This is a genomic window from Pseudomonas sp. AD21, assembly GCF_002878485.1.
GTDB lineage: Bacteria > Pseudomonadota > Gammaproteobacteria > Pseudomonadales > Pseudomonadaceae > Aquipseudomonas.
The window spans coordinates 126,066-145,664 of the sequence record NZ_NQYG01000005.1 but is presented as its reverse complement, the minus strand read 5'-3'; the positions used below and the strand labels follow the sequence as shown (position 1 = coordinate 145,664).

16 protein-coding genes are annotated in these 19,599 nt (G+C 61.2%); 8 read left to right on the top strand and 8 right to left on the bottom strand.

The window, feature by feature from the left end; genetic code table 11:
* The first annotated feature begins 140 nt into the window (after positions 1 to 140).
* The 3 genes from cysT to PseAD21_RS04955 are packed head-to-tail and all read left to right on the top strand — an operon-like array spanning position 141 to position 2,838.
* Positions 141 to 959, top strand: coding sequence for a sulfate ABC transporter permease subunit CysT (cysT, locus tag PseAD21_RS04965; protein ID WP_007952818.1), 819 nt, complete (start codon positions 141 to 143; stop codon positions 957 to 959).
* A 13-nt stretch (positions 960 to 972) separates the two neighbouring features.
* Complete coding sequence (gene cysW / locus PseAD21_RS04960) at positions 973 to 1,845, top strand: sulfate ABC transporter permease subunit CysW (protein WP_041477435.1); 873 nt, start codon at positions 973 to 975, stop codon at positions 1,843 to 1,845.
* Between the two features lie 3 nt (positions 1,846 to 1,848).
* Positions 1,849 to 2,838, top strand: a complete 990-nt coding sequence (locus PseAD21_RS04955) for a sulfate/molybdate ABC transporter ATP-binding protein (RefSeq protein WP_102354732.1) — start codon at positions 1,849 to 1,851, stop codon at positions 2,836 to 2,838.
* 81 nt (positions 2,839 to 2,919) lie between these two features.
* On the opposite strand, the gene PseAD21_RS04950 is transcribed toward PseAD21_RS04955, so the two are convergent.
* Entirely contained in the window at positions 2,920 to 3,444 is a 525-nt protein-coding gene (locus PseAD21_RS04950; RefSeq protein ID WP_102354731.1) for a DUF962 domain-containing protein, read from the bottom strand.
* Positions 3,445 to 3,526: 82 nt separating this feature from the next.
* Here PseAD21_RS04950 and PseAD21_RS04945 point away from each other — a divergent pair, with 82 nt between their 5' ends.
* Positions 3,527 to 4,204, top strand: coding sequence for a Crp/Fnr family transcriptional regulator (locus PseAD21_RS04945; protein ID WP_102354730.1), 678 nt, complete (start codon positions 3,527 to 3,529; stop codon positions 4,202 to 4,204).
* 115 nt (positions 4,205 to 4,319) lie between these two features.
* Here the strand turns inward: PseAD21_RS04945 and PseAD21_RS04940 are convergent, their stop codons facing one another.
* Positions 4,320 to 5,324 (bottom strand): AraC family transcriptional regulator, encoded by a 1,005-nt coding sequence (locus tag PseAD21_RS04940; RefSeq protein ID WP_102354729.1) that lies wholly within the window; start codon positions 5,322 to 5,324, stop codon positions 4,320 to 4,322.
* Between the two features lie 100 nt (positions 5,325 to 5,424).
* Here PseAD21_RS04940 and PseAD21_RS04935 point away from each other — a divergent pair, with 100 nt between their 5' ends.
* Positions 5,425 to 6,498 carry a fatty acid desaturase gene (locus PseAD21_RS04935; RefSeq protein WP_102354728.1) on the top strand — a complete coding sequence of 358 codons (1,074 nt, stop codon included), beginning with the start codon at positions 5,425 to 5,427 and terminating at the stop codon, positions 6,496 to 6,498.
* A gap of 104 nt (positions 6,499 to 6,602) precedes the next feature.
* Here the strand turns inward: PseAD21_RS04935 and PseAD21_RS04930 are convergent, their stop codons facing one another.
* From PseAD21_RS04930 to PseAD21_RS04920, 3 genes are read right to left on the bottom strand one after another with little or no spacing between them, the layout of a single operon-like run.
* Positions 6,603 to 8,213, bottom strand: a complete 1,611-nt coding sequence (locus tag PseAD21_RS04930; RefSeq protein WP_102354727.1) for an arylsulfatase — start codon at positions 8,211 to 8,213, stop codon at positions 6,603 to 6,605.
* Positions 8,214 to 8,227: 14 nt separating this feature from the next.
* Entirely contained in the window at positions 8,228 to 9,043 is an 816-nt protein-coding gene (locus PseAD21_RS04925) for an ABC transporter ATP-binding protein (protein ID WP_102354726.1), read from the bottom strand.
* Positions 9,040 to 10,638 carry an ABC transporter permease gene (locus PseAD21_RS04920; protein ID WP_102354725.1) on the bottom strand — a complete coding sequence of 533 codons (1,599 nt, stop codon included), beginning with the start codon at positions 10,636 to 10,638 and terminating at the stop codon, positions 9,040 to 9,042. Before PseAD21_RS04920 ends, PseAD21_RS04925 begins: the two co-directional genes overlap by 4 nt.
* Before the next feature lie 408 nt (positions 10,639 to 11,046).
* On the opposite strand from PseAD21_RS04920, the gene PseAD21_RS04915 reads away from it, so the two are divergent.
* The gene (locus PseAD21_RS04915) at positions 11,047 to 12,060 is read left to right on the top strand and encodes an ABC transporter substrate-binding protein (protein ID WP_102354724.1); all 1,014 of its coding nucleotides are present in this window, start codon (positions 11,047 to 11,049) and stop codon (positions 12,058 to 12,060) included.
* A 123-nt stretch (positions 12,061 to 12,183) separates the two neighbouring features.
* On the opposite strand, the gene PseAD21_RS04910 is transcribed toward PseAD21_RS04915, so the two are convergent.
* A complete protein-coding gene (locus PseAD21_RS04910; RefSeq protein WP_102354723.1) occupies positions 12,184 to 13,104 on the bottom strand; it encodes a LysR family transcriptional regulator in 921 nt (306 codons plus the stop codon).
* 181 nt (positions 13,105 to 13,285) lie between these two features.
* Between PseAD21_RS04910 and PseAD21_RS04905 the strand changes: the two genes are divergently transcribed.
* Positions 13,286 to 14,206 carry a TauD/TfdA family dioxygenase gene (locus PseAD21_RS04905; RefSeq protein WP_102354722.1) on the top strand — a complete coding sequence of 307 codons (921 nt, stop codon included), beginning with the start codon at positions 13,286 to 13,288 and terminating at the stop codon, positions 14,204 to 14,206.
* A gap of 108 nt (positions 14,207 to 14,314) precedes the next feature.
* Here PseAD21_RS04905 and PseAD21_RS04900 read toward each other — a convergent pair whose 3' ends face one another.
* Both PseAD21_RS04900 and PseAD21_RS04895 read right to left on the bottom strand, forming a co-directional pair.
* Entirely contained in the window at positions 14,315 to 15,931 is a 1,617-nt protein-coding gene (locus PseAD21_RS04900) for an alkaline phosphatase family protein (protein ID WP_102354721.1), read from the bottom strand.
* A gap of 190 nt (positions 15,932 to 16,121) precedes the next feature.
* Positions 16,122 to 17,066, bottom strand: coding sequence for a LysR family transcriptional regulator (locus PseAD21_RS04895; protein ID WP_102354720.1), 945 nt, complete (start codon positions 17,064 to 17,066; stop codon positions 16,122 to 16,124).
* Between the two features lie 165 nt (positions 17,067 to 17,231).
* On the opposite strand from PseAD21_RS04895, the gene PseAD21_RS04890 reads away from it, so the two are divergent.
* The gene (locus PseAD21_RS04890; protein ID WP_102354719.1) at positions 17,232 to 19,592 is read left to right on the top strand and encodes a TonB-dependent receptor; all 2,361 of its coding nucleotides are present in this window, start codon (positions 17,232 to 17,234) and stop codon (positions 19,590 to 19,592) included.
* The last annotated feature ends 7 nt before the right edge of the window (positions 19,593 to 19,599 follow it).

Sequence of the window (19,599 nt, the reverse complement as noted above, 5' to 3'; positions counted from 1 at the left end):
GCCTGATGTTCAGGCACAAAACATGTGGGAGCGGGCTTGCTCGCGAAGACGGTGTGTCAGACGGCATAAATGTTGAATGATAGGGCCCATTCGCGAGCAAGCCCGCTCCCACATTGATGCGTTTTTAACCAGGGACTTTTATGTCGCGTCGTATCTCCCCCGTCATACCCGGCTTCGGGCTGACGCTGGGTTACACCTTGGTGTACCTCAGCCTGATTGTGCTCATCCCGCTGGCGGCGATGTTCGTCCACGCCGCCCAACTCACCTGGGATCAGTTCTGGACGATCATCTCCGCCCCGCGCGTGCTGGCCGCTCTGAAGCTGAGTTTCGGCACCGCACTGTGTGCGGCAATCATCAACGGCATCATCGGTACGCTGCTGGCCTGGGTGCTGGTGCGCTACACCTTCCCCGGGCGCAAGGTGATCGACGCGATGATCGATCTGCCGTTCGCCCTGCCGACGGCCGTGGCCGGTATTGCGCTGACCGCGCTGTACACCCCGACCGGCCTGGTCGGGCAGTTCGCCGCCGACCTCGGTTTCAAAATCGCCTACACCCCGTTGGGCATCACCCTGGCGCTGACTTTCGTCACGCTGCCGTTCGTGGTGCGCACGGTGCAGCCGGTACTGGCCGACATCCCGCGTGAAGTCGAAGAAGCCGCCGCCTGCCTCGGGGCGAAGCCACTGCAGGTGTTCCGCCACATCCTGCTGCCAGCGCTGCTGCCCGCCTGGCTGACCGGTTTTGCCCTGGCGTTCGCGCGGGGTGTCGGCGAGTACGGTTCGGTGATTTTCATTGCCGGCAACATGCCGATGAAAACCGAGATCCTGCCGCTGCTGATCATGGTCAAGCTCGACCAATACGATTACACCGGCGCCACTTCCATCGGCGTGCTGATGCTGGTGGTTTCCTTCGTTCTGTTGCTGCTGATCAACTTGCTGCAGCGGCGCATCGAAACCCCATAAGGAGGCGCGAACCATGTCCCAATCGTCTATTGCGGCCGCGTCCTCGGCCAACGCTGCGCGCCGTGGCAGTGCCACTTCGCGCAGAGTCCTGATCGGTCTTGGCTGGCTGATCTTTTTCCTGTTTCTGCTGCTGCCGCTGTTCATCGTGGTGTCGCAGGGTTTGAAAAACGGCCTCGGTGCGTTCTTCACCGCGATCTTTGAGCCGGATGCGCTGTCGGCGCTGAAACTCACCGTGTTTGCCGTGCTGATTTCGGTGCCGCTGAACCTGGTGTTCGGGGTCAGCGCCGCGTGGTGCGTGAGCAAATATTCGTTCCGCGGCAAGAGCATGCTGGTAACGCTGATCGACCTGCCGTTCTCGGTATCGCCGGTGATCGCAGGTCTGGTCTACGTGCTGATGTTCGGTGCCCAGGGCCTGTTCGGGCCGTGGCTGCAGGATCACGACATCCAGATCGTTTTCGCCCTGCCTGGCATTGTGCTGGCGACGATCTTCGTCACCGTGCCGTTCGTGGCGCGCGAACTGATCCCGCTGATGCAGGAGCAAGGTACGCAGGAAGAGGAAGCCGCACGTCTGCTCGGCGCCAACGGCTGGCAGATGTTCTGGCACGTCACCGTCCCCAACATCAAATGGGGCCTGATCTATGGCGTGGTGCTGTGCACCGCGCGGGCCATGGGTGAGTTTGGTGCGGTGTCGGTGGTCTCCGGGCACATTCGCGGGGTGACCAACACCTTGCCGCTGCACGTCGAGATCCTCTACAACGAATACAACCACGTGGCCGCGTTCGCCGTGGCGAGCCTGTTGCTGATCCTGGCGCTCTTCATCCTGCTGCTCAAGCAGTGGAGCGAAAACCGTATCAACCGCCTGCGCGCCAGCGCCGCGGAGGAATAATTCATGTCGATCGAAGTGCGTAACGTCAGCAAGAATTTCAATGCGTTCAAGGCGCTGGACAACATCAGCCTGGACATCCACAGCGGTGAGCTGGTCGCGTTGCTCGGTCCGTCGGGCTGCGGCAAAACCACCTTGCTGCGCATTATTGCCGGTCTGGAAACCCCGGATCAGGGCAACATCGTCTTTCACGGTGAAGACGTCTCTGGCCACGACGTGCGTGATCGCAACGTCGGTTTCGTGTTCCAGCACTACGCGCTGTTCCGCCACATGACGGTGTTCGACAACGTCGCGTTCGGCCTGCGCATGAAACCGAAAAACCAGCGCCCGAGCGAAAGCCAGATCGCGGTCAAGGTCCACGAACTGCTGAACATGGTGCAACTGGACTGGCTGTCGGATCGCTACCCGGAGCAATTGTCCGGCGGCCAGCGTCAGCGTATCGCCCTGGCTCGCGCCTTGGCGGTGGAACCGAAAGTGCTGCTGCTCGACGAACCGTTCGGCGCCCTCGACGCCAAAGTCCGTAAAGAGCTGCGCCGCTGGCTCGCGCGTCTGCACGAAGACATCAACCTGACCTCGGTATTCGTGACCCACGACCAGGAAGAGGCGATGGAAGTCGCTGACCGCATCGTGGTGATGAACAAGGGTGTGATCGAGCAGATCGGCTCACCGGGCGACGTCTACGAAAACCCGGCCAGCGATTTCGTTTATCACTTCCTCGGCGACTCGAACCGCTTGCTGCTCAGTGACGACAACCACGTGCTGTTCCGCCCGCACGAAGTGTCGTTGTCCAAACATGAGCTGGAAGATCACCACGCCGCTGAAGTGCGCGATATCCGCCCGTTGGGCGCAACCACGCGGGTGACGTTGAAGGTGGAAGGGCAGACGGATCTGATCGAGGCTGAAGTGGTGAAAGACCATGACAGCCTGATCGGTCTGGCCAAGGGTGAAACGCTGTTCTTCAAACCGAAGGTCTGGCAGAAAGTCGCCAGCCTTTAAGATCAAAAGCTTCGCGAGCAGGCTCGCTCCCACCTTTGGAATGCATTCCATTGTGGGAGCGGGCTTGCTCGCGAAAGCGGTCTACACGGCTGCACGATTCGGATTGACCCGCACCACACCCGCCCGCGCCTCGATCTGCTCTTTCAACTCATGGCGCATGCCGAGCAGGAAGGTCACTTCCGCCACCACAAACAGCGGCCCGACGATCAGCCCGCTCACGTCATCGACAAACGCCGGTTTGCGCCCCTCGTAGTGGTGCCCGACAAACTGGATTACCCAGCCAATCACAAACATCGCCAGACCGCTGCTCAGCCAGACCGTGGTGCTCTGCTGCGCCAGCGTGTGCCCGGCCCAGACCGACAGGCCCATCAGCACCGTCATCAACACGCCGAGTTTCACTTCCAGGCGCAGGTAGAACCACGCAGAGGCCAGTGCCAGCAGCACCGCCGGCGATAGCCACAAGCCGCCCAGTGACCATTCTGGTCGCGACAACAACACTGCCACCGCCACCACGATCAGCGGAATGCCGATAAAGTGGCTGGCGATGTTGCGCGGGTCACGGTGATACGCGGCGTATTGACTCAAATGATCGACGAGGCTTTTCATTGTTGTTCCTCCTGTAGGGTGAGAGCAGCATGCCCAGGGTTCGGCATTAGCTCTGTCAGGCAGGCGACAATTTGGAGTGTTCATGGATAAGCGTTCACAGCTGATGACCGGGCAATGGTTCAGTCATCTGCCTGCATCCTTTCAGGATAGTCTGCTGACGGCGGCCCGGGAACGCCGGCTGACCGCGGGGCAGCGGCTGTTTCAGCGCGGTGATGCGCCGTGCGGTTTGTACGCGGTGCTCGACGGCGCGATCCGTATCGGTGCAGTAAGTGAGCAGGGCAAGGAGGCGTTGTTGAGCCTGGTGGAAGCGCCGCACTGGTTCGGCGAGATCTGCCTGTTCGACGGCCAGCCGCGCACCCATGACGCCTACGCCGTCGGGCCGTGCACCCTGCTGAACATTGCGCAAAACACGCTTCTGAAAATCCTCGACGAGCACCCGCTTTATTGGCGGCATCTGGCGCTGCTGATGAGCCAGAAATTGCGCTTGACCTTCATCAACCTCGAACAGCTCAGTTTGCTGCCGGCCCCGGCGCGCCTGGCCCATCGCCTGCTGATGATTGCCGAAGGCTACGGCGAGATCGACCCGCCGCGTCGGGTACTGCAACTGCCTCAGGAACAGCTGGCGTCGATGCTGTCGCTGTCACGCCAGACCACCAACCAGATCCTCAAGGATTTGCAGGGGCAGGGGATCATCGGGCTGGGTTACGGCGAGATCGAGATCCTCGATGCCGAGCGATTGCGAGCTCTCGCCACACTCTAAAATTCACTCCTACAGGTTTATCTGGCGTATATGAATTTTGTGTACGACACGGTCACTGTGGGAGCCGGGCTTGCCCGCGAAGAGGCCAGTCGATTCAGCACAAATTCCGGATCAATCAACGTAACTGATCGCGAAACTGCCCCGGCGTCATCCCCGTCCAGCGCTTGAACGCCCGACTGAAGCTGCTTGTGTCAGCAAACCCCAGCAGATAACTCACTTCACTCAACGAACACTGCGGATCGCGCAGGTGCAGCAACGCCAGATTCTCGCGGCTCTCGTTGAGCAGCGTGTCGAAGCGACACCCTTCATCCGCCAGATGCCTTTGCAAACTGCGCAGGCTCAGGTGCAGCGCCTGGGCGATGCGCTCGGCACTGGGCTCGCCCTCGGGCAGTTGTTCTTCGATGGCGTCGCGCACCTTGCGTTCCCAGGTCAGCGGCTTGAGCTGGGCCAGGGTGCGCTTGAGCACCGCTTCATTGTGTTCGGCCAGTTCCGGGTTAGCGTCGTCGAGGTGGCTGTCGAAGTCGGCGAGGGCGAACTCCAGACGATCCTCGGCGGCGCTGAAGTGCACCGGGGCGCGGAATACCTTGTGCCATTGATGCGCATCGCCCGGCTCCGGACGGCGCAAGTACACCGCCAGCGGCGCGTAGTCACGGCCCAGGCGATTTCGGCAGGTGCGCACGTAGATTGCGGCAAACGCATCGATGGCCTCGAAGGCCGGCGCCGGATTGCCTGACGGGATGTTCAGCCGAAACAGATAGCGGTCATCGCTGCGGCTCAGTTCCAGCTCCAGCGCATCGCTGACCACCGGGTGATAACGCACGATGCGCTCGAACACCTCGCGCAGGCTGCCGCTGGCCACCAGCGCATAACCGAGCGCATGGAACGTGGTCGGGCTGACGAACCGCGAGACCCGCAGGCCGATTGCCGGATCGCCGCTGGTCTGCACCGCCAGCTCCCACAGGCGCGTGGTGCCGGACAGCGGATAGCGCGCGTTCGGATCGTCCATCAGCTGCGGGTCGAGGCCGGCCTGTTGGCACAGGGCAATGCTGTCCAGCCCCAGCGCATCGAGTTGCTTGCGCAAGGCACGGGTCCAGCTGGCGAGGGAGGTCGGTTCCTTCATGCTGATTGGCGCTTCCGGTCAACAGGTTGGCGTTCTCGGCTAGCGTGTTCTGCAACTGCACAGCGCAGGATGCGAACATCGATAACCAGAGGATGGAAGCATGGACCGTACTTCTGCAAGCCCCCAGCGACACAATGCTGCCCAGCGATCAGCGCATATTCGCGAAGTGGTGCTGGCCAAGGGCGTTGAACTGCGTGAGCGCTACCCGATCCTGCAGCATCAGGATGCGTTGGGTGCGGGGATTCTGGCCTTTGCCCTGGCCGGGATGATCGGTTCGGCGGCGCTGTACATCACTGGCCACATGGCGTGGTGGGTATGCCTGCTGCTCAACGCGTTTTTTGCCTCGTTGACCCATGAGCTGGAACACGACCTGATCCACAGCATGTATTTCCGCAAACAGCGCGTGCCGCACAACCTGATGATGGGCCTGGTGTGGCTGGCGCGGCCGAGTACGATCAATCCGTGGATTCGCCGGCACTTGCACCTCAACCACCACAAGGTTTCCGGCACCGAAACCGACATGGAGGAACGGGCGATCACCAACGGCGAACCGTGGGGCTTTGCCCGGTTGCTGATGGTCGGTGACAACGTGATGTCGGCGTTCATCCGCATGCTGCGGGCGAAAACCTGGGCGCACAAAATCAGCATCATCAAACGCTCGCTGAAGGTCTACGCGCCGCTGGCGCTGGTGCATTGGGGCGCGTGGTACGTGTTTCTCGGCTTCCACGCGGCGAATGGGGTCGCCTACCTCATGGGGTCGCCGATTGAATGGTCGGCGACCACGCTGTCGGTCATGCAGGTGATCGACATTGCGGCAGTGGTGATCATCGGCCCGAACGTACTGCGCACGTTTTGCCTGCACTTCATCAGCTCGAACATGCATTACTACGGTGATGTCGAGCCAGGCAATGTGCTGCAGCAATGTCAGGTGCTGAATCCGTGGTGGTTGTGGCCGTTGCAGGCGTTCTGCTTCAACTTCGGCAGCAGCCACGGGATTCACCATTTCGTGGTCAAGGAACCGTTCTACATTCGCCAGATGACGGTGCCGGTGGCGCATAAAGTGATGCGTGAGATGGGGGTGCGGTTCAATGATTTCGGCACGTTTGGGCGGGCAAACCGGTTTGTTCGTCGGGATGAAGTGGTGCAGGAAGAGGTGCGCACTGCCCGGGCTTGATGGGTGAGTTTACGGGCCTCTTCGCGAGCAAGCCCGCTCCCACAGGGGAACGCATTCCAACTGTGGGAGTGAGCCTGCTCGCGATAGCTTTTTGTCAGGCAACCTCAATCCGGCTGAAACGGCGAAGCACTGAGAATCACCCCGGTCTCTTCCACATACCTCTGCCAATGCCCGATCAAGCTGCTGAGCCGATCAGGCTGACTCAACGCCAGATCATGAATCTCCCCCGGATCACTGGCCAGATCATAAAGCTGCCAGGTCGCCGGCCCCACCGGCCCGGGGATCCACACCGCTTTCCACGATCCTTGGCGAATCGCCCGCCGTCCAAACAATTCCCAACCGGTGACGGTGTGCTCGTCATGCACCTGCGCCGTCTCGCCGGACAAAAAGCCCAGCCACGATTTGCCGCGCAACGGCGCCACCGGTTTGCCGTGCCATTGCTTGCCCGGGTGACGCACGCCGGCCAGGTCGAGAATGGTCGGGGTAATGTCCATCACCGTGCCGAAGCCGTGGCTGATCTGCCCTTTGATCGGCAGTTGCGGGTAGTGCAGCAGCGCCGGCACACGAATCCCGCCCTCGGTGGTAAACGCCTTGAACAGCCGTGACGGCGCGGTGGCCACCTGCGCCCAGTTCGGCCCGTACCAGACGTAGGAATTGGCCCGGCCGATGTTGTCCAGGCTGTTGTCGTAGTGCTGGTTCAGATAGGTCATCAACTCCGGGCCGAACTTGGGGAAGGCTTCCAGCAGCGCGCCTTCGGCTCCGTTGTCGGACATGAACAGAATGAAGGTGTTGTCCAGTTGCCCTTGCTGGCGCAGGTAATCGACCACCCGGCCGATGTTCCAGTCCATGCGCTCGACCATTGCTGCGTAGACCTCCATCGCCCGTGCGGAAATCTGTTTTTGCTCAGCGCTCAGCGCATCCCATTGCGCGCTCAGCTGGATCAGCGGGTGCGGTTCGACGTCGGGCTCGATCAGCCCGAGGGTTTTGAGTTTTTCCAGGCGTTCCAGACGCAACACCTCGGGACCTGAGTCGTAGCGGCCACGGTATTTTTCGACGATGTCAGCCGGCGCCTGCAACGGCCAGTGCGGTGCGGAGAAGGGCAGATAGGCGAAGAACGGCCGGCTCTGATCGCGCTCCTTGAGGTACTGCAGCAGCTTGTCGCCGAAGGCATCGGACGAATAGAAATCCTTGGGCAATTCGTCGAGGAATGTGTCGTCTTCGATGTACAGCGCCGGGGTCGACTTCAGCAGGCCCGGGGTGTGCTCATCGTAAGTCGGCTCGAAACCGTAGTGGTTGGCCGCCCCCGGCAGCAACGAGAACGAACGCTCGAAACCACGGGCCTGCGGCGCCTGTTCGGCCTTCAGGCCCAAGTGCCATTTGCCGCTCATCAACGTCTGGTAACCGGCCTCGCGCAGCAGCTCGGGCAGGGCGACCACGCGGTCATTCAAGTAACCCTCGTAACCCGGTTTGCCAATCAGTTCCGGGGTCAGGGTCTCGGCCATGGTACCGATGCCGGCGATGTGGTGATCGGTGCCGGTCAACAGCATCGAGCGGGTTGGTGAACAGGTTGGCGCGGTGTGGAAATCGGTCAGACGCAGGCCGTTGCTGGCCAGGGCATCCAGGTTCGGCGTGGCGATTTCGCCACCGAAGGCGCCGAGGTCAGAGAAGCCGAGATCGTCGGCCAGGATCACCAGAAAATTGGGTCGTTGCGGCATCGATGAAGCTCCTCTCAATAGGCAATGAACGACAGCGGCAGATCGCGGATCTGTACCGGCACGCTCGGTTGGTAATGGTCGTCACTGGTGAGTTCGTGCAGCAGCTCTTCACGCAGTTGATGGAAGTCGAAACTGCTGCGCTGACGCGGATGCGGCAGGGCGATGTCGACCACCTGTTTGATCCGTCCCGGACGCGGCTCCATTACCACCACGCGGTCGGCGAGAAAGATCGCTTCCTCGACATCGTGAGTGACCAGAATCGTGGTGATTTTTGCGCGAGCACGAATCGCCAGAAGCTCGTCCTGCATCTGCTGGCGGGTCAGTGCGTCGAGCGCGCCGAAGGGTTCGTCGAGCAGCAGAATCCGTGGGCTGGCGACCAGCCCGCGAGCAATCGCCACGCGCTGGGCCATGCCGCCGGAGAGCTGGTGTGGATAGGCGCGGGTGAAGTCGCGCAGGCCGACCAGATCGATGAAATCGTTGATGCGCCGCTGCTTTTCGGAGGCAGCCAGTGGCTCGTTGACCAGGCCCAGGCCGATGTTGTCGGCCACGGTCAACCATGGGAACAAACGGTGCTCCTGAAACACGATGCCGCGCTCGCCGCCGATGCCACTGACGGCTTTGCCATCGACCGTGATCTGTCCGCGAAATTGCGTATCGAGGCCCACCAGCAAGCGCAACAAGGTGGATTTACCGCAACCGCTGGAGCCGACGATGGCGACGAATTCGCCCTCGGCGATGTCCAGATTGAATTCGCGAATCGCCTCCAGCTCGAAACCGTCGACGTCGAAGGATTTGCCTACGTGGGTGAAGCTGACAATCGGTGCGTTCATGCGTGTCTCCAGCGAGTGGCGCGAATTTCCAGGCGTTGGCCGATGAGGTTGAGCAGGGCGCCGGTCAGCCCGACCAGCAGCATCCCGGCCATGATCAGGTCCATGCGCAGCAACTGTTGTGCGCCGATCATCTGGCTGCCGATGCCGCCGTTGGACGGCATGAAATATTCGGCGCCGATGGTGCCGAGCCAGGCGTAGATCAGGCTCAGTCTGAGCCCGGCGAAAATCCCCGGTGCCGCGCCCGGCAACACCAGACGGCGCAGGCGCTGGCCGAGGCTCAGGCGCAGCACTTGCGCAGCTTCATTGAGTTGCGGCGAGAGGTTGGCAACGCTGCGTTGAGTGGCGATGAACAGCGGGAAGAACGCGGCGAGAGCAACGAACACCCACTTCGACAGTTCACCCAGGCCGAACCACGCGGTGAGCAGCGGCACCCAGGCGAAAATCGCGATCTGGCGGACAGCAGCGAGGGTCGGGCCGAGCAGCCGTTCGCTGGTGCGCGACAGGCCCAGCAGCAGGCCAAGGGCGAAGCCGAGTCCGCCACCCAACAACAGACCGCCAACGGTGCGGCCGAGGCTCAAGGCCATGCCGCTGATCAGCGTGCCGTCGAGCAGGCCGTTTTTTGTCGTGTCCAGCACCGCCAGCGGGCTGACCAGAATATTGGCGTCGATCCACTGCTGGTCGCTCGCCACTTGCCAGAGGCCGAGCAGACTCAGCGGCAACAGCCACGGTTGCAGCCGCTGCCAGCCTTCATAGCGCGGACCACGGCGGATTTCCGCAGTCGCCGGGTGCGGCCAGTGCACCAGTTTGCGGTCAAGAAAACCGATGCCGCGATCCATCGCTACACCGAGCACACTGATGACCACGATGCACACGAACACGATGTCGAGCATGAACAGCTGTCGCGCCCAGACCATCAGGTAACCGATGCCTTCGCTGGACGCCAGCAACTCCACTGCCAGCAACGAGGTCCAGCCCGCAGCCAGGGCCAGGCGAACGCCGGCCATGAACGCCGGCAGCGCGGCGGGCAACACCAGGCGGCGGATCAGCAAGTAGGGAGGCAGACGCAACACAGCGGCGGCTTCGCGCAGTTTCGGTTGTGCATCACGGACGCCGACCAGTGTGTGCAGGGTCACGGGGACCACGATGGCTTTGATCAGCACCACCAGTTTCAACACTTCGCCGATACCGAAAAACACCATAAACAGCGGAATCCACGCCAGCGTCGGCACCTGTGCCAGACCAGCGAATGTCGGAAAGGCCAAGCGTTCGAGACGCCGGCTGAAACCCAGCGCAGCACCCAACACTGCGCCAGCGGATATCCCTGCGAGCAAACCCCAGAGCAGGCGTTGCAGGCTGATCCACAGGTGACTCCACAATTCACCCTGGGACAACTCGATAGCGCTGTTCCATACCAATGATGGCGCCGGCAGGATCTGTTCGCTCATCCATTGATTGCGCGCCGCCAGCCACCACAGGGCGAACAGGCTGATCGGCAGCAGCCAGGGCAACAGGCGTTGGTTGAGGCTTGGCCACGCCCGCCGACGTTTGAGCGGCGGCGCGGGCAGCGGCAGGCTGAGCAGGGAATCACGGGCCATGGGTGACCTCCGTTGTCGGGTTGCATGGCTGACCGCTGTGCTGGTGTGGGCGTGGGCTAGCTCACGAAGGTGGAGTGTCAGGCGCCAGTGATGGTGGATGACACGGTCTCTTCGCGAGCAAGCCCGCTTCCGCAGTGGGTTAGCGGTGTATGAAAATTTGGTCTAATAAAATTTAAATTAATTCTATTAAGAGATAAGCAAGACCATTTAAGGCCTCCAGCGCGATGCGCATCCAATGCATTCGAAGAATATTTTCGATGCTGTTAATGCATAGGCCGCTGCAAGCCGCGTCGTTTCTGGCTTAGCTAAAAAAGCTATAAAAATGTGCATTTATAGTATTTAAGCGAAGGTCGTGATTCGGCCTACTTTCGGCTCCTCAACGCCCGTCGTGATCAAGGAGCCGCACCCATGAACCTTCCCTTCGAACGTGTCTTCAGTCTGTTGACCATCCCGGCGCTGGCGGGACTGCTGGCCTTTACCGCGCACGCCGACGAACTCGAGGAAATCAGGATCGCCGTGCCCGACCTGAGCGCCGGTACCCAGCACAGCGGTGGCGGTGTGGTGGATGTGCTGCGTGATCGGCAGATCTTCGAAAAGGCCTTTGCCGATCAGGGCATCAAGATCCAGTGGAGCTTCTTCAAGGGTGCCGGGCCGGTGATCAACGAGGCGTTCGCCAACGGGCAGGTCGATCTGGCGTATCTGGGCGATCTGGCAGCGATCATCGGCAAGTCCAACGGCCTCGATACGCGTCTGCTCAGCGCCAGTGCGCGCGGGGTGAAGCAGTATCTGGGCGTGGTGCCGGGTTCGGGGATCAAGACCTTGCAGGATCTCAAGGGCAAGCGCGTGGCGATCTTCCGTGGCACCGCCACGCAGTTGTCGTTTGACGCGGCGCTGGCCAGCCAGGGTTTGAGCGAGAAGGACTTGAAGGTGATCAACCTCGACTTCAGCGGCGCGGTCGCGGCACTGGCGGCCAAACAGATCGACGCGTCGTGGGGCAGCTCAGGGCTGACGGCGCTGCAAGCCAAGGGGCTGGCGGAATTGCCGCTGAACACCAGGGACCTGGGCGGCGCCGGCAGCGTGCAGTCGGTGCTGGTGGGCGCTGGCAAGTTTGTCGACGGGCATCCGGAGGCCGTGGCGAAACTGCTCAAGGCGCAGCAGCAGGCGGTGGAGTGGCTGACCCAGGACAGCAACAAGGACGCCTATGTGCAACTGGTGTCGGGGCTGGCAAGTTATCCACCGGTGATCCTGTCGCAGGATCTGCAGGATCAGAAACTCAGCGAAGTATTCCCGTCGACCCTGGACCCGGTGTTCCTCGGCAAATTGCAGGACTCGGTGGACTTGGCGGCGCAGCAGAAACTGATTCGCAAGCCGTTCAAGGTCAGCGATTGGGTGGCGCCTGAACTGGCGGCGGCCAAGCTCTGAATCTTTAGTGTCTGGACGGGCCTCTTCGCGAGCAAGCCCGCTCCCACAGGGGATCGCTGTTGAATACAAAATCTGTGTTCACTGAAGATTACCTGTGGGAGCGGGCTTTCTCGCGAAAGGGCCCTAAACCGCGACGCTGATCTCCTGTTTATCCACTGCCACCAACGTCTCGATCATCGCCCGCGCCGCCGGCGACAGCCTGAATCCGGTGCGACTGACAATCCCGCAGCGCGCATTCATGGTCTCCAGATTCTGCGGCAGATTGCGCCAGTGCAGCAGCGCGAGCGTGCCCTGGGCAATGTCCTCGACGAACGCCTCTTCCGTGCCCACGCCAATCGCGTTGGATTGCAGCACTACTTTCACCAGCGCCGGGAAATGCTCGGTCTCGATGGTCGGCGAAAAATCGATCCGGCCGCTGAGGTTTGCCAGCAATTTGCGGATCCCCGGCGGGATCAGTGTGGTCGCCAGCGGGTAGTCGAACATGTCGTTGGTCGACAGGCTTTCCTTGGCCAGTAGCGGGTGCCCCGGACGGCAGAAAAACACCCCGCGCTTGGGCGTCAGGGCCTGGGTCTGAAAGTTCGGATCGGCCTCGAAATGGCGGATGTCGGCGATGAAGAATTCGATCTCTTCGCGGCTCAGCGCACGGCTGAGTTTTTCCCAGTTATCCACCTGAAAACAGGTGCGCACTTTCGGGTGCGCGTTGATGAATTGCGCGACTGCATCGGGCACCAGTTTCACTGCTGGCGCCGGGCCGCAACCGAAGTGCAGTTCTCCGGCATCGAGCTTGGTCATCTGCGTCACCTCGGCACTGAGCAACGCTGCGCCCTGCACCAGAGTCAGGGCGTGTTGCAGCACCACCTGGCCTTCTGGCGTGGGGCGCAGATCCTTGTTGCCGCGATCCACCAGTACGCAGCCGAACTCCTGCTCCAGCCCTTGAATGCTGCGGCTGAACGCCGGTTGGGTGATACCCATTGCGTCCGCCGCACGGACAAAACTGCGGTGTTCGTTGAGGGCGATGAAGTAACGCAACTGGCGAAGATCCATATGCTTTTCCTGCATCCTAAAAATAGCTCGAAGGCATTTGCGACGAGGGTTGCTTGAGGTTTTAAATGCAAGCTCTTATTCCGTCAACGAAGCATGTGAATATCTATTAGATATAAATGGAATATAGATAGAGCGATGTTTCGCTGCCACCCAACCGCAAGCAGTCGATGAGGGTCTACCCATGAGCAATGCCGCACTCGCTGTAAAACCCGCTGTCCACGCGCTGGAAGTTCATCCAGTGGCCGGTCGTATCGGCGCCGAGATTCGTGGCGTGCATCTGTCCGGTGAGCTGGACGCCGCTACCGTCGAAGCCATTCAGCAGGCGCTGATCCAGTACAAGGTCGTGTTCTTCCGCGAGCAGACCCAGCTCGACGATCAGCGCCAGGAAGCCTTCGCCCATCTGCTCGGCGAACCTGTGGCGCATCCGACCGTGCCGGTGCGTGAGGGCACGCGTTATCTGCTGGAACTGGACGGTGCCGAGGGCCAGCGCGCCAACTCCTGGCACACCGACGTGACCTTCGTCGACGCCTACCCGAAAGCCTCGATTCTGCGCTCGGTAGTGGCGCCGGCCTTCGGTGGCGACACCCTGTGGGCCAACACCGCGACCGCGTACAACGAACTGCCAAGCGAGCTGCGTGAACTGGCGGACAAACTGGTCGCCGTGCACAGCAACGAATATGACTACGCCGGGGCCAAGCCGGACGTGTCGGCGGAGAAGCTCGAGCGCTATCGCAAAATCTTCACTTCTACCGTCTACGAGACCGAGCACCCGGTGGTGCGCGTGCACCCGATCAGTGGCGAGAAGAGCTTGCTGCTGGGGCATTTCGTCAAGCGCATCAAGGGTTACTCGCAGGCTGATTCGGCGCACCTGTTCGGGCTGTTGCAGAGCCACGTGATTCGTCAGGAAAACACCGTGCGCTGGCGCTGGAAGGCCGGTGACGTGGCGATCTGGGATAACCGTTCGACCCAGCATTACGCGATTGATGATTACGGCACCCAGGATCGCATCGTGCGGCGGGTGACGCTCAAGGGTGAAGTGCCGGTGGGGGCTTCGGGGCAGCGCAGCCAGACGATTAAAGGTGCCGAGCTCGTCGGCGTCTGATCGGGCCTATTCGCGAGCAAGCCCGCTCCCACAGTGCAAATGTGTTGAACACAATGGATGTGAACGACACAAAACCTGTGGGAGCGAGCCTGCTCGCGAAGCTTTTAATCACCAAACACCGATCTGTACGACTTTCTCGCTCTCCGGCTCCCCATATCGAAACCGCTGCCCGCGCAAATCAATCTCCTGATGACTGATCGTGGTGCGCCGCTTCAACCCGCGCACCCATTCGAACAGATACCCCGCATGTTCCTCGCGCACCGCCGCGTAGGCCGGATCCTCACCCAGATCGCGCAGTTCCTGTGGATCATTCAGCAGGTCAAACAACTGTGGCCGGAAGCCGTCGTACGCCAGGTATTTCCAGCGTTCGCTGCGCACCATGGTCATGCGGCAACGGTCGATCGGCTGGCCGAGTCGCTCGCGCGCCGGGGCCTGGAAGGCGTAGTCGTATTCGCTGATTGCATAGCGGCGCCAGTCGGGGCTTTCACCGTGCAACAGCGGGATCAGCGAGCGTCCTTCCAGCCGATGTTCGGCCCCCGCCAAGCCCAGCGCCTGCAGAAACGTCGGCAATGCGTCGATGGTTTCTGCAAGACGCTCATCTACCGTGCCTCGAGTGATGTCCGCCGCCGCCCGCGGGTCGCGCACGATCAGTGGCACGCCCACCGCCGGCTCCAGCAAAAACTCCTTCTCGCCCAGCCAGTGATCGCCAAGAAAGTCGCCGTGGTCGCTGGTGAACACGATCAGCGTGTCATCCCAACGACCGTTGCTCTGCAGAAAATCGAACAGCCGCCCAAGCTGATCATCCACCTGCTTGATCAGGCCCATGTAAGTGGGAATTACATTCAATCGTACTGAATCGCGGGAGAAGTTGAGACTCTCCTCATGCTGGCGAAACGCCGTGTATACGGGGTGTTTGCTGGCTTCGGAGGGCGTCGCGCGGACCGCTTCGAGAATCGATTTCGTACTGTACAATGTGTGGTATGGCGCCGGTACGATGTAGGGCCAGTGCGGTTTGATGTAGGACAGGTGCAAACACCAGGATTTGTCACCTTGCTCACCGATGAAGTCGATGGCTCGATTTGTAGTGTAGACAGTCTCTGAAAATTGCTCGGGAATTCGCGCTGGCAAATGCGCATGACGCATCTGCCAGCCGCTGAGGATTTCGCCGTTCTCGCCTTCGGCGGCGTTGGCCCAGTCGTGCCAGGGATTGCGCCCGTCGAACCCCTGCTCGCGCAGGTAATGGGTGTAGGGCGCGGACTCGCGTTTGTCGTCGAACAACGGGTCGTCGGGGAAGATCCCGTCGTGGCGAAAGTACGGTTCGAAACCGACCTCGTTGAGCACCTCGGCCTGCGCGCTGTCCGGGCTGATTGCCAAGCGCTGCAGCGCATCGACATTGGCCGTGGCGTGGGTCTTGCCGACCAGCGCGGTGCGGATGCCGTGGGGGCGCAGGTAGTCGCCGATCGTCAGTTCTTCCAGCGGCAACGGCACGGCGTTCCACGCCACTTGATGGCTGCTGACGTAACGCCCGGTGTAGGCGGACATTCGCGATGGCCCGCAGATCGTGCCTTGGGTGTAGGCACGGCTGAAGCGCACGCCGGCGGCGGCCAGGCGATCGATGTTTGGCGTGTGCAGATGCGGATGGCCGTAGCAGGACAGGTAATCGCGGCGCAGTTGATCGCACATGATGTACAGCACGTTACGCACGGGGTTTGGCGGGTTGGACATGGGGTTCACCGGTCAGAGAGACAGGCGAGGGTTTTCGCTTTCGGTGGGGGTGTTCGGCAAGTGCATTTGGGGAATGGGTTTGATGCAGGGATTGCATCAGCGCCTTCGCTGACGCCATCGCGAGCAGGCTCACTCCTACAATAGGAATGCGATCCTTTGTAGGAGTGAGCCTGCTCGCGATAGCGGTTTATCAGACCGCAAAATTCTCCAGCGAACAGACCTCCTCATCCACCGCATCAATCGCCTTGATCTGCTCAATCATCGCCTCCGCCAACGGTGACAGCCGATACCCCGCGCGGCTGACAATTCCATAACGGGTGTACAGCTCCTCCAGATCTTCCGCCAGGCCCTCAATCTTCAAACACACCAGCTCACCCTTGGCCTGATGCAGCGCATCGGAATACGCGCCAACAATCCCGATCGCGTCCGAACGCAGCACCACGCTGAGCAGGCTGGAGCTGTTTTCGCATTCCACATTGGGCGTGAAATCCGGGCGGCCGCTGAGGTCGACGATGACCTTGCGCAGGTTCGGCGGACGGATGCTCACCGCCAGTGGATAACTCATCAACTGCTCGGCGGTGACCCGTTCAAAAGCAGCCAGCGGATGCCCGGCGCGGCAACAGAAATGCCATTTACGCGGGCGCAATCGATAGGTGAGGTAATCCGGATCGGCCTCGAAGTGTCGGGTGTCGGCGACGAAAAATTCGAACTCTTCACTGAGCAGGCGTTTGCTCAGGCTCTGCCAGTCATCGACCTGAAACTGCACCCGCGCCTTTGGATAACGCCCGATGAACGCGCCGATCGCTCGCGGGATCAATCCGGCTGCCGGTGCCGGGCCGCAACCGAAGCGCAGCTCACCGGCCTCCAGGCCATTGAACTGGCTGATCTCGTTGGCCATCTGCTGCGCGCCGCTGACCAGCCGCCGAGCATGTTCGAGCAGCACCTGGCCCTGTTTGGTTGGCGGCAAATCCTTGCGCCCACGATCGATCAACTGACAGCCGACGCTGTGTTCCAGCGCCTGAATGCTGCGGCTGAACGCCGACTGCGACAGGTTCACCGCCTGCGCGCCGGCGACGAAGCTGCGTTGTTCGGCGAGGGCGATGAAGTGACGTAACTGGCGCAAGTCGATATGCATTTTTCACATAAAAAATATCCGGGAAATGCATTGGATATGCATTAGGTCGACTCCTTATAAAGGCAATCTCTTATGCAGTAAATATTTGTAAATCTATAAATAAATAACTTAAAAGAATATGCAGCGCTGAAGATGTCTGTGTGTTTTTTGACCAGGAGCCGCGCCATGAGTCCGTTGAACCTTGCGTCACCCTTAACGCCACGACGGCTCAAACGCCTGCCTCTGGCCTTGTTGCTGGCGGGGAGCGCCAGCTGGACACACGGCTACGCCGCCGACGCTGAAACCCCACCATCGACCCCGGCCGGCAAGCCTGCGGCCAACAGTTCACAACTGGAAACGGTGACGGTCACCACCCGTCGTCGCGAAGAAAGTTCGCAAGACGTGCCGACGCCAATGAGCGTGGTCAGCGGCCAGACCCTGGAGACGCAACGGGTCTACCGGATTCAGGATTTGCAGCAACTGGTGCCCAGCGTCAACGTCGCCTACATGCACGCGCGCCAGTCCAGCGTGTCGATTCGTGGCCTGGGCAACAACCCGGCCAGCGACGGCCTGGAAGGCAGCGTCGGTCTGTACATCGACAACGTGTATCTGGGCCGTCCGGGGATGGCGGTGTTTGACCTGATGGACATCGAACAACTCGAAGTCCTGCGCGGGCCACAGGGCACGCTGTTCGGCAAGAACACCACCGCCGGGGTGATCAACATCAGCACGCGCGCGCCGACCTTCACGCCGGAACGCAGCATTGAAACCTCGGTCGGCGAGGACGGCTATTTCCAGACCAAGGGCACGATTTCCGGGCCGCTCAACGATCAACTGGCCGGGCGCTTTTCGGCCTATCGCACCCGCAGCGATGGCGACATCAAGAACGAGTACAACGGCCATGACCTGAATGGCGGATCGCGCGACGGTTTCCGTGCGCAGTTGCTGTTCAAGCCCAACGAAGATTTCAACCTGCGCTGGATCGGCGACTACAACGAAGAGGATTCCAGCGCCGGTACCCGCGTGCTGTACAGCACCGGGCCGACCATCAATGGCGTCAACCTCTACCAATCGCGGGCCAATGCCGCCGGCGCGACACTGGTCAACGGTTCGCACCGCAAGGTCAATCTGGACAGCGACCAGCACGTTACCGTGCATCAGGGCGGCACGTCGGTAGAAGCCAACTGGACGTTGCCGAGTGATTTCACCCTGACCTCGATCAGCTCCTACCGCTTCTGGAATTTCACTCCGGCCAACGACGATGGCCTCAACGTGGCGGCCACCTACAACGCCGGTGTCTCGGTGGAAGACAAACAGTACTCGCAGGAATTTCGCCTCGCGTCGCCCAAAGACGAGTTCTTCGATTACGTGGTGGGCGCGTACTACTTCGGTTCGGATCTGGACAACAAATCCTTCGCCTATTACGGCCCGCAGGCCGACATCTGGAATGGCACGCCGCGCGGTGCCCTGGCCAATGTCGGCAGCGTCGGCAACGGCCACATCAAGACCGACAGTTTCGCGCTGTTCGCCCAAGGCACCTGGCACCTCACCGAACGCCTGGATTTCACCGCCGGGGTGCGCGGCACCTATGAAGAAAAAAATGCCTGGGTCACCCGCGATGCGCCAGTCGGTGGTGCTGTGGTGACCGGCGCAGCGGCCACCGCACGACGCGGCCGTGCCGGCGCCTACGATTCCGGCAATCTCAATCAGTACAGCTCCAGCCCGTCCGGGTTGCTCAACCTCAGTTATCGCATCACCGATGATCTGCTCGGTTACGCCACTCTGTCCCACGGTGAAAAATCCGGTGGAGTGAACCTCGCGGTGGGGTCTGCGCCAACCGCCGGCGCCGATTCGCTGCTGATCGGCACCGAGCGCGCGAACAACGCCGAACTCGGCTTCAAAAGCACCCTGTGGGATCGCCGTCTGCAACTCAACGCCAACGTGTTCTGGACCCAGGTCAACGCCTACCAGACCAACGCCTACGACGACGTCAATCGCGTGCAATACCTGACCAACGCCGGCTCGGTGCGCTCGCGCGGCGTCGAGTTTGAAAGCACGGTGATCCCGCTGCGCGGCCTGACCCTGAACTTCAACGGCTCGTACAACGACGTCAGTTACCTCTCGTACAAAGATGCACCGTGCCCGCCGGAAGTCAGCCAGGCACCGGGTGCGCCGGCCTCTTGCGACCTCAGCGGGCACCAGGTGGTCGGCGCCTCGAAATGGATCGGCAACGCCAACGGCGAATACAAATGGAATCTGGCCAATGGCTTCGAACCCTACGTCACCGCCAGCTATGCGTTCCGCTCCAAAGCGGTGGGCACGGTGGAGGACTCCGACTACGGGCAGATCCCGAGTTACGCCGTGGTCAACCTCTCGACCGGTCTGCGCGGCGACTTCAACCAGGGGCAGTGGGACGTCTCGCTGTGGCTGAAAAACGCCTTCGACAAAACCTACTACACGACCCTCTGGACCGGCGGCAACGGCGGCTACGAAGGCCTGCTCGGCACGCCGCGCACCCTCGGTGTAACCGGTCGCTACGACTTCTGATTTGATC

What these genes read in the sequence shown, in the direction of transcription:
- PseAD21_RS04925 (WP_102354726.1), bottom strand. Translation starts at nt 9,043, where the DNA reads ATGAACGCACCGATTGTCAGCTTCACCCACGTAGGCAAATCCTTCGAC.
- PseAD21_RS04930 (WP_102354727.1), bottom strand. Translation starts at nt 8,213, where the DNA reads ATGCCGCAACGACCCAATTTTCTGGTGATCCTGGCCGACGATCTCGGC.
- PseAD21_RS04910 (WP_102354723.1), bottom strand. Translation starts at nt 13,104, where the DNA reads ATGGATCTTCGCCAGTTGCGTTACTTCATCGCCCTCAACGAACACCGC.
- cysW (WP_041477435.1), top strand. Translation starts at nt 973, where the DNA reads ATGTCCCAATCGTCTATTGCGGCCGCGTCCTCGGCCAACGCTGCGCGC.
- PseAD21_RS04945 (WP_102354730.1), top strand. Translation starts at nt 3,527, where the DNA reads ATGGATAAGCGTTCACAGCTGATGACCGGGCAATGGTTCAGTCATCTG.
- PseAD21_RS04900 (WP_102354721.1), bottom strand. Translation starts at nt 15,931, where the DNA reads ATGTCCAACCCGCCAAACCCCGTGCGTAACGTGCTGTACATCATGTGC.
- PseAD21_RS04950 (WP_102354731.1), bottom strand. Translation starts at nt 3,444, where the DNA reads ATGAAAAGCCTCGTCGATCATTTGAGTCAATACGCCGCGTATCACCGT.
- PseAD21_RS04935 (WP_102354728.1), top strand. Translation starts at nt 5,425, where the DNA reads ATGGACCGTACTTCTGCAAGCCCCCAGCGACACAATGCTGCCCAGCGA.
- PseAD21_RS04905 (WP_102354722.1), top strand. Translation starts at nt 13,286, where the DNA reads ATGAGCAATGCCGCACTCGCTGTAAAACCCGCTGTCCACGCGCTGGAA.
- PseAD21_RS04895 (WP_102354720.1), bottom strand. Translation starts at nt 17,066, where the DNA reads ATGCATATCGACTTGCGCCAGTTACGTCACTTCATCGCCCTCGCCGAA.
- PseAD21_RS04890 (WP_102354719.1), top strand. Translation starts at nt 17,232, where the DNA reads ATGAGTCCGTTGAACCTTGCGTCACCCTTAACGCCACGACGGCTCAAA.
- cysT (WP_007952818.1), top strand. Translation starts at nt 141, where the DNA reads ATGTCGCGTCGTATCTCCCCCGTCATACCCGGCTTCGGGCTGACGCTG.
- PseAD21_RS04955 (WP_102354732.1), top strand. Translation starts at nt 1,849, where the DNA reads ATGTCGATCGAAGTGCGTAACGTCAGCAAGAATTTCAATGCGTTCAAG.
- PseAD21_RS04915 (WP_102354724.1), top strand. Translation starts at nt 11,047, where the DNA reads ATGAACCTTCCCTTCGAACGTGTCTTCAGTCTGTTGACCATCCCGGCG.
- PseAD21_RS04940 (WP_102354729.1), bottom strand. Translation starts at nt 5,324, where the DNA reads ATGAAGGAACCGACCTCCCTCGCCAGCTGGACCCGTGCCTTGCGCAAG.
- PseAD21_RS04920 (WP_102354725.1), bottom strand. Translation starts at nt 10,638, where the DNA reads ATGGCCCGTGATTCCCTGCTCAGCCTGCCGCTGCCCGCGCCGCCGCTC.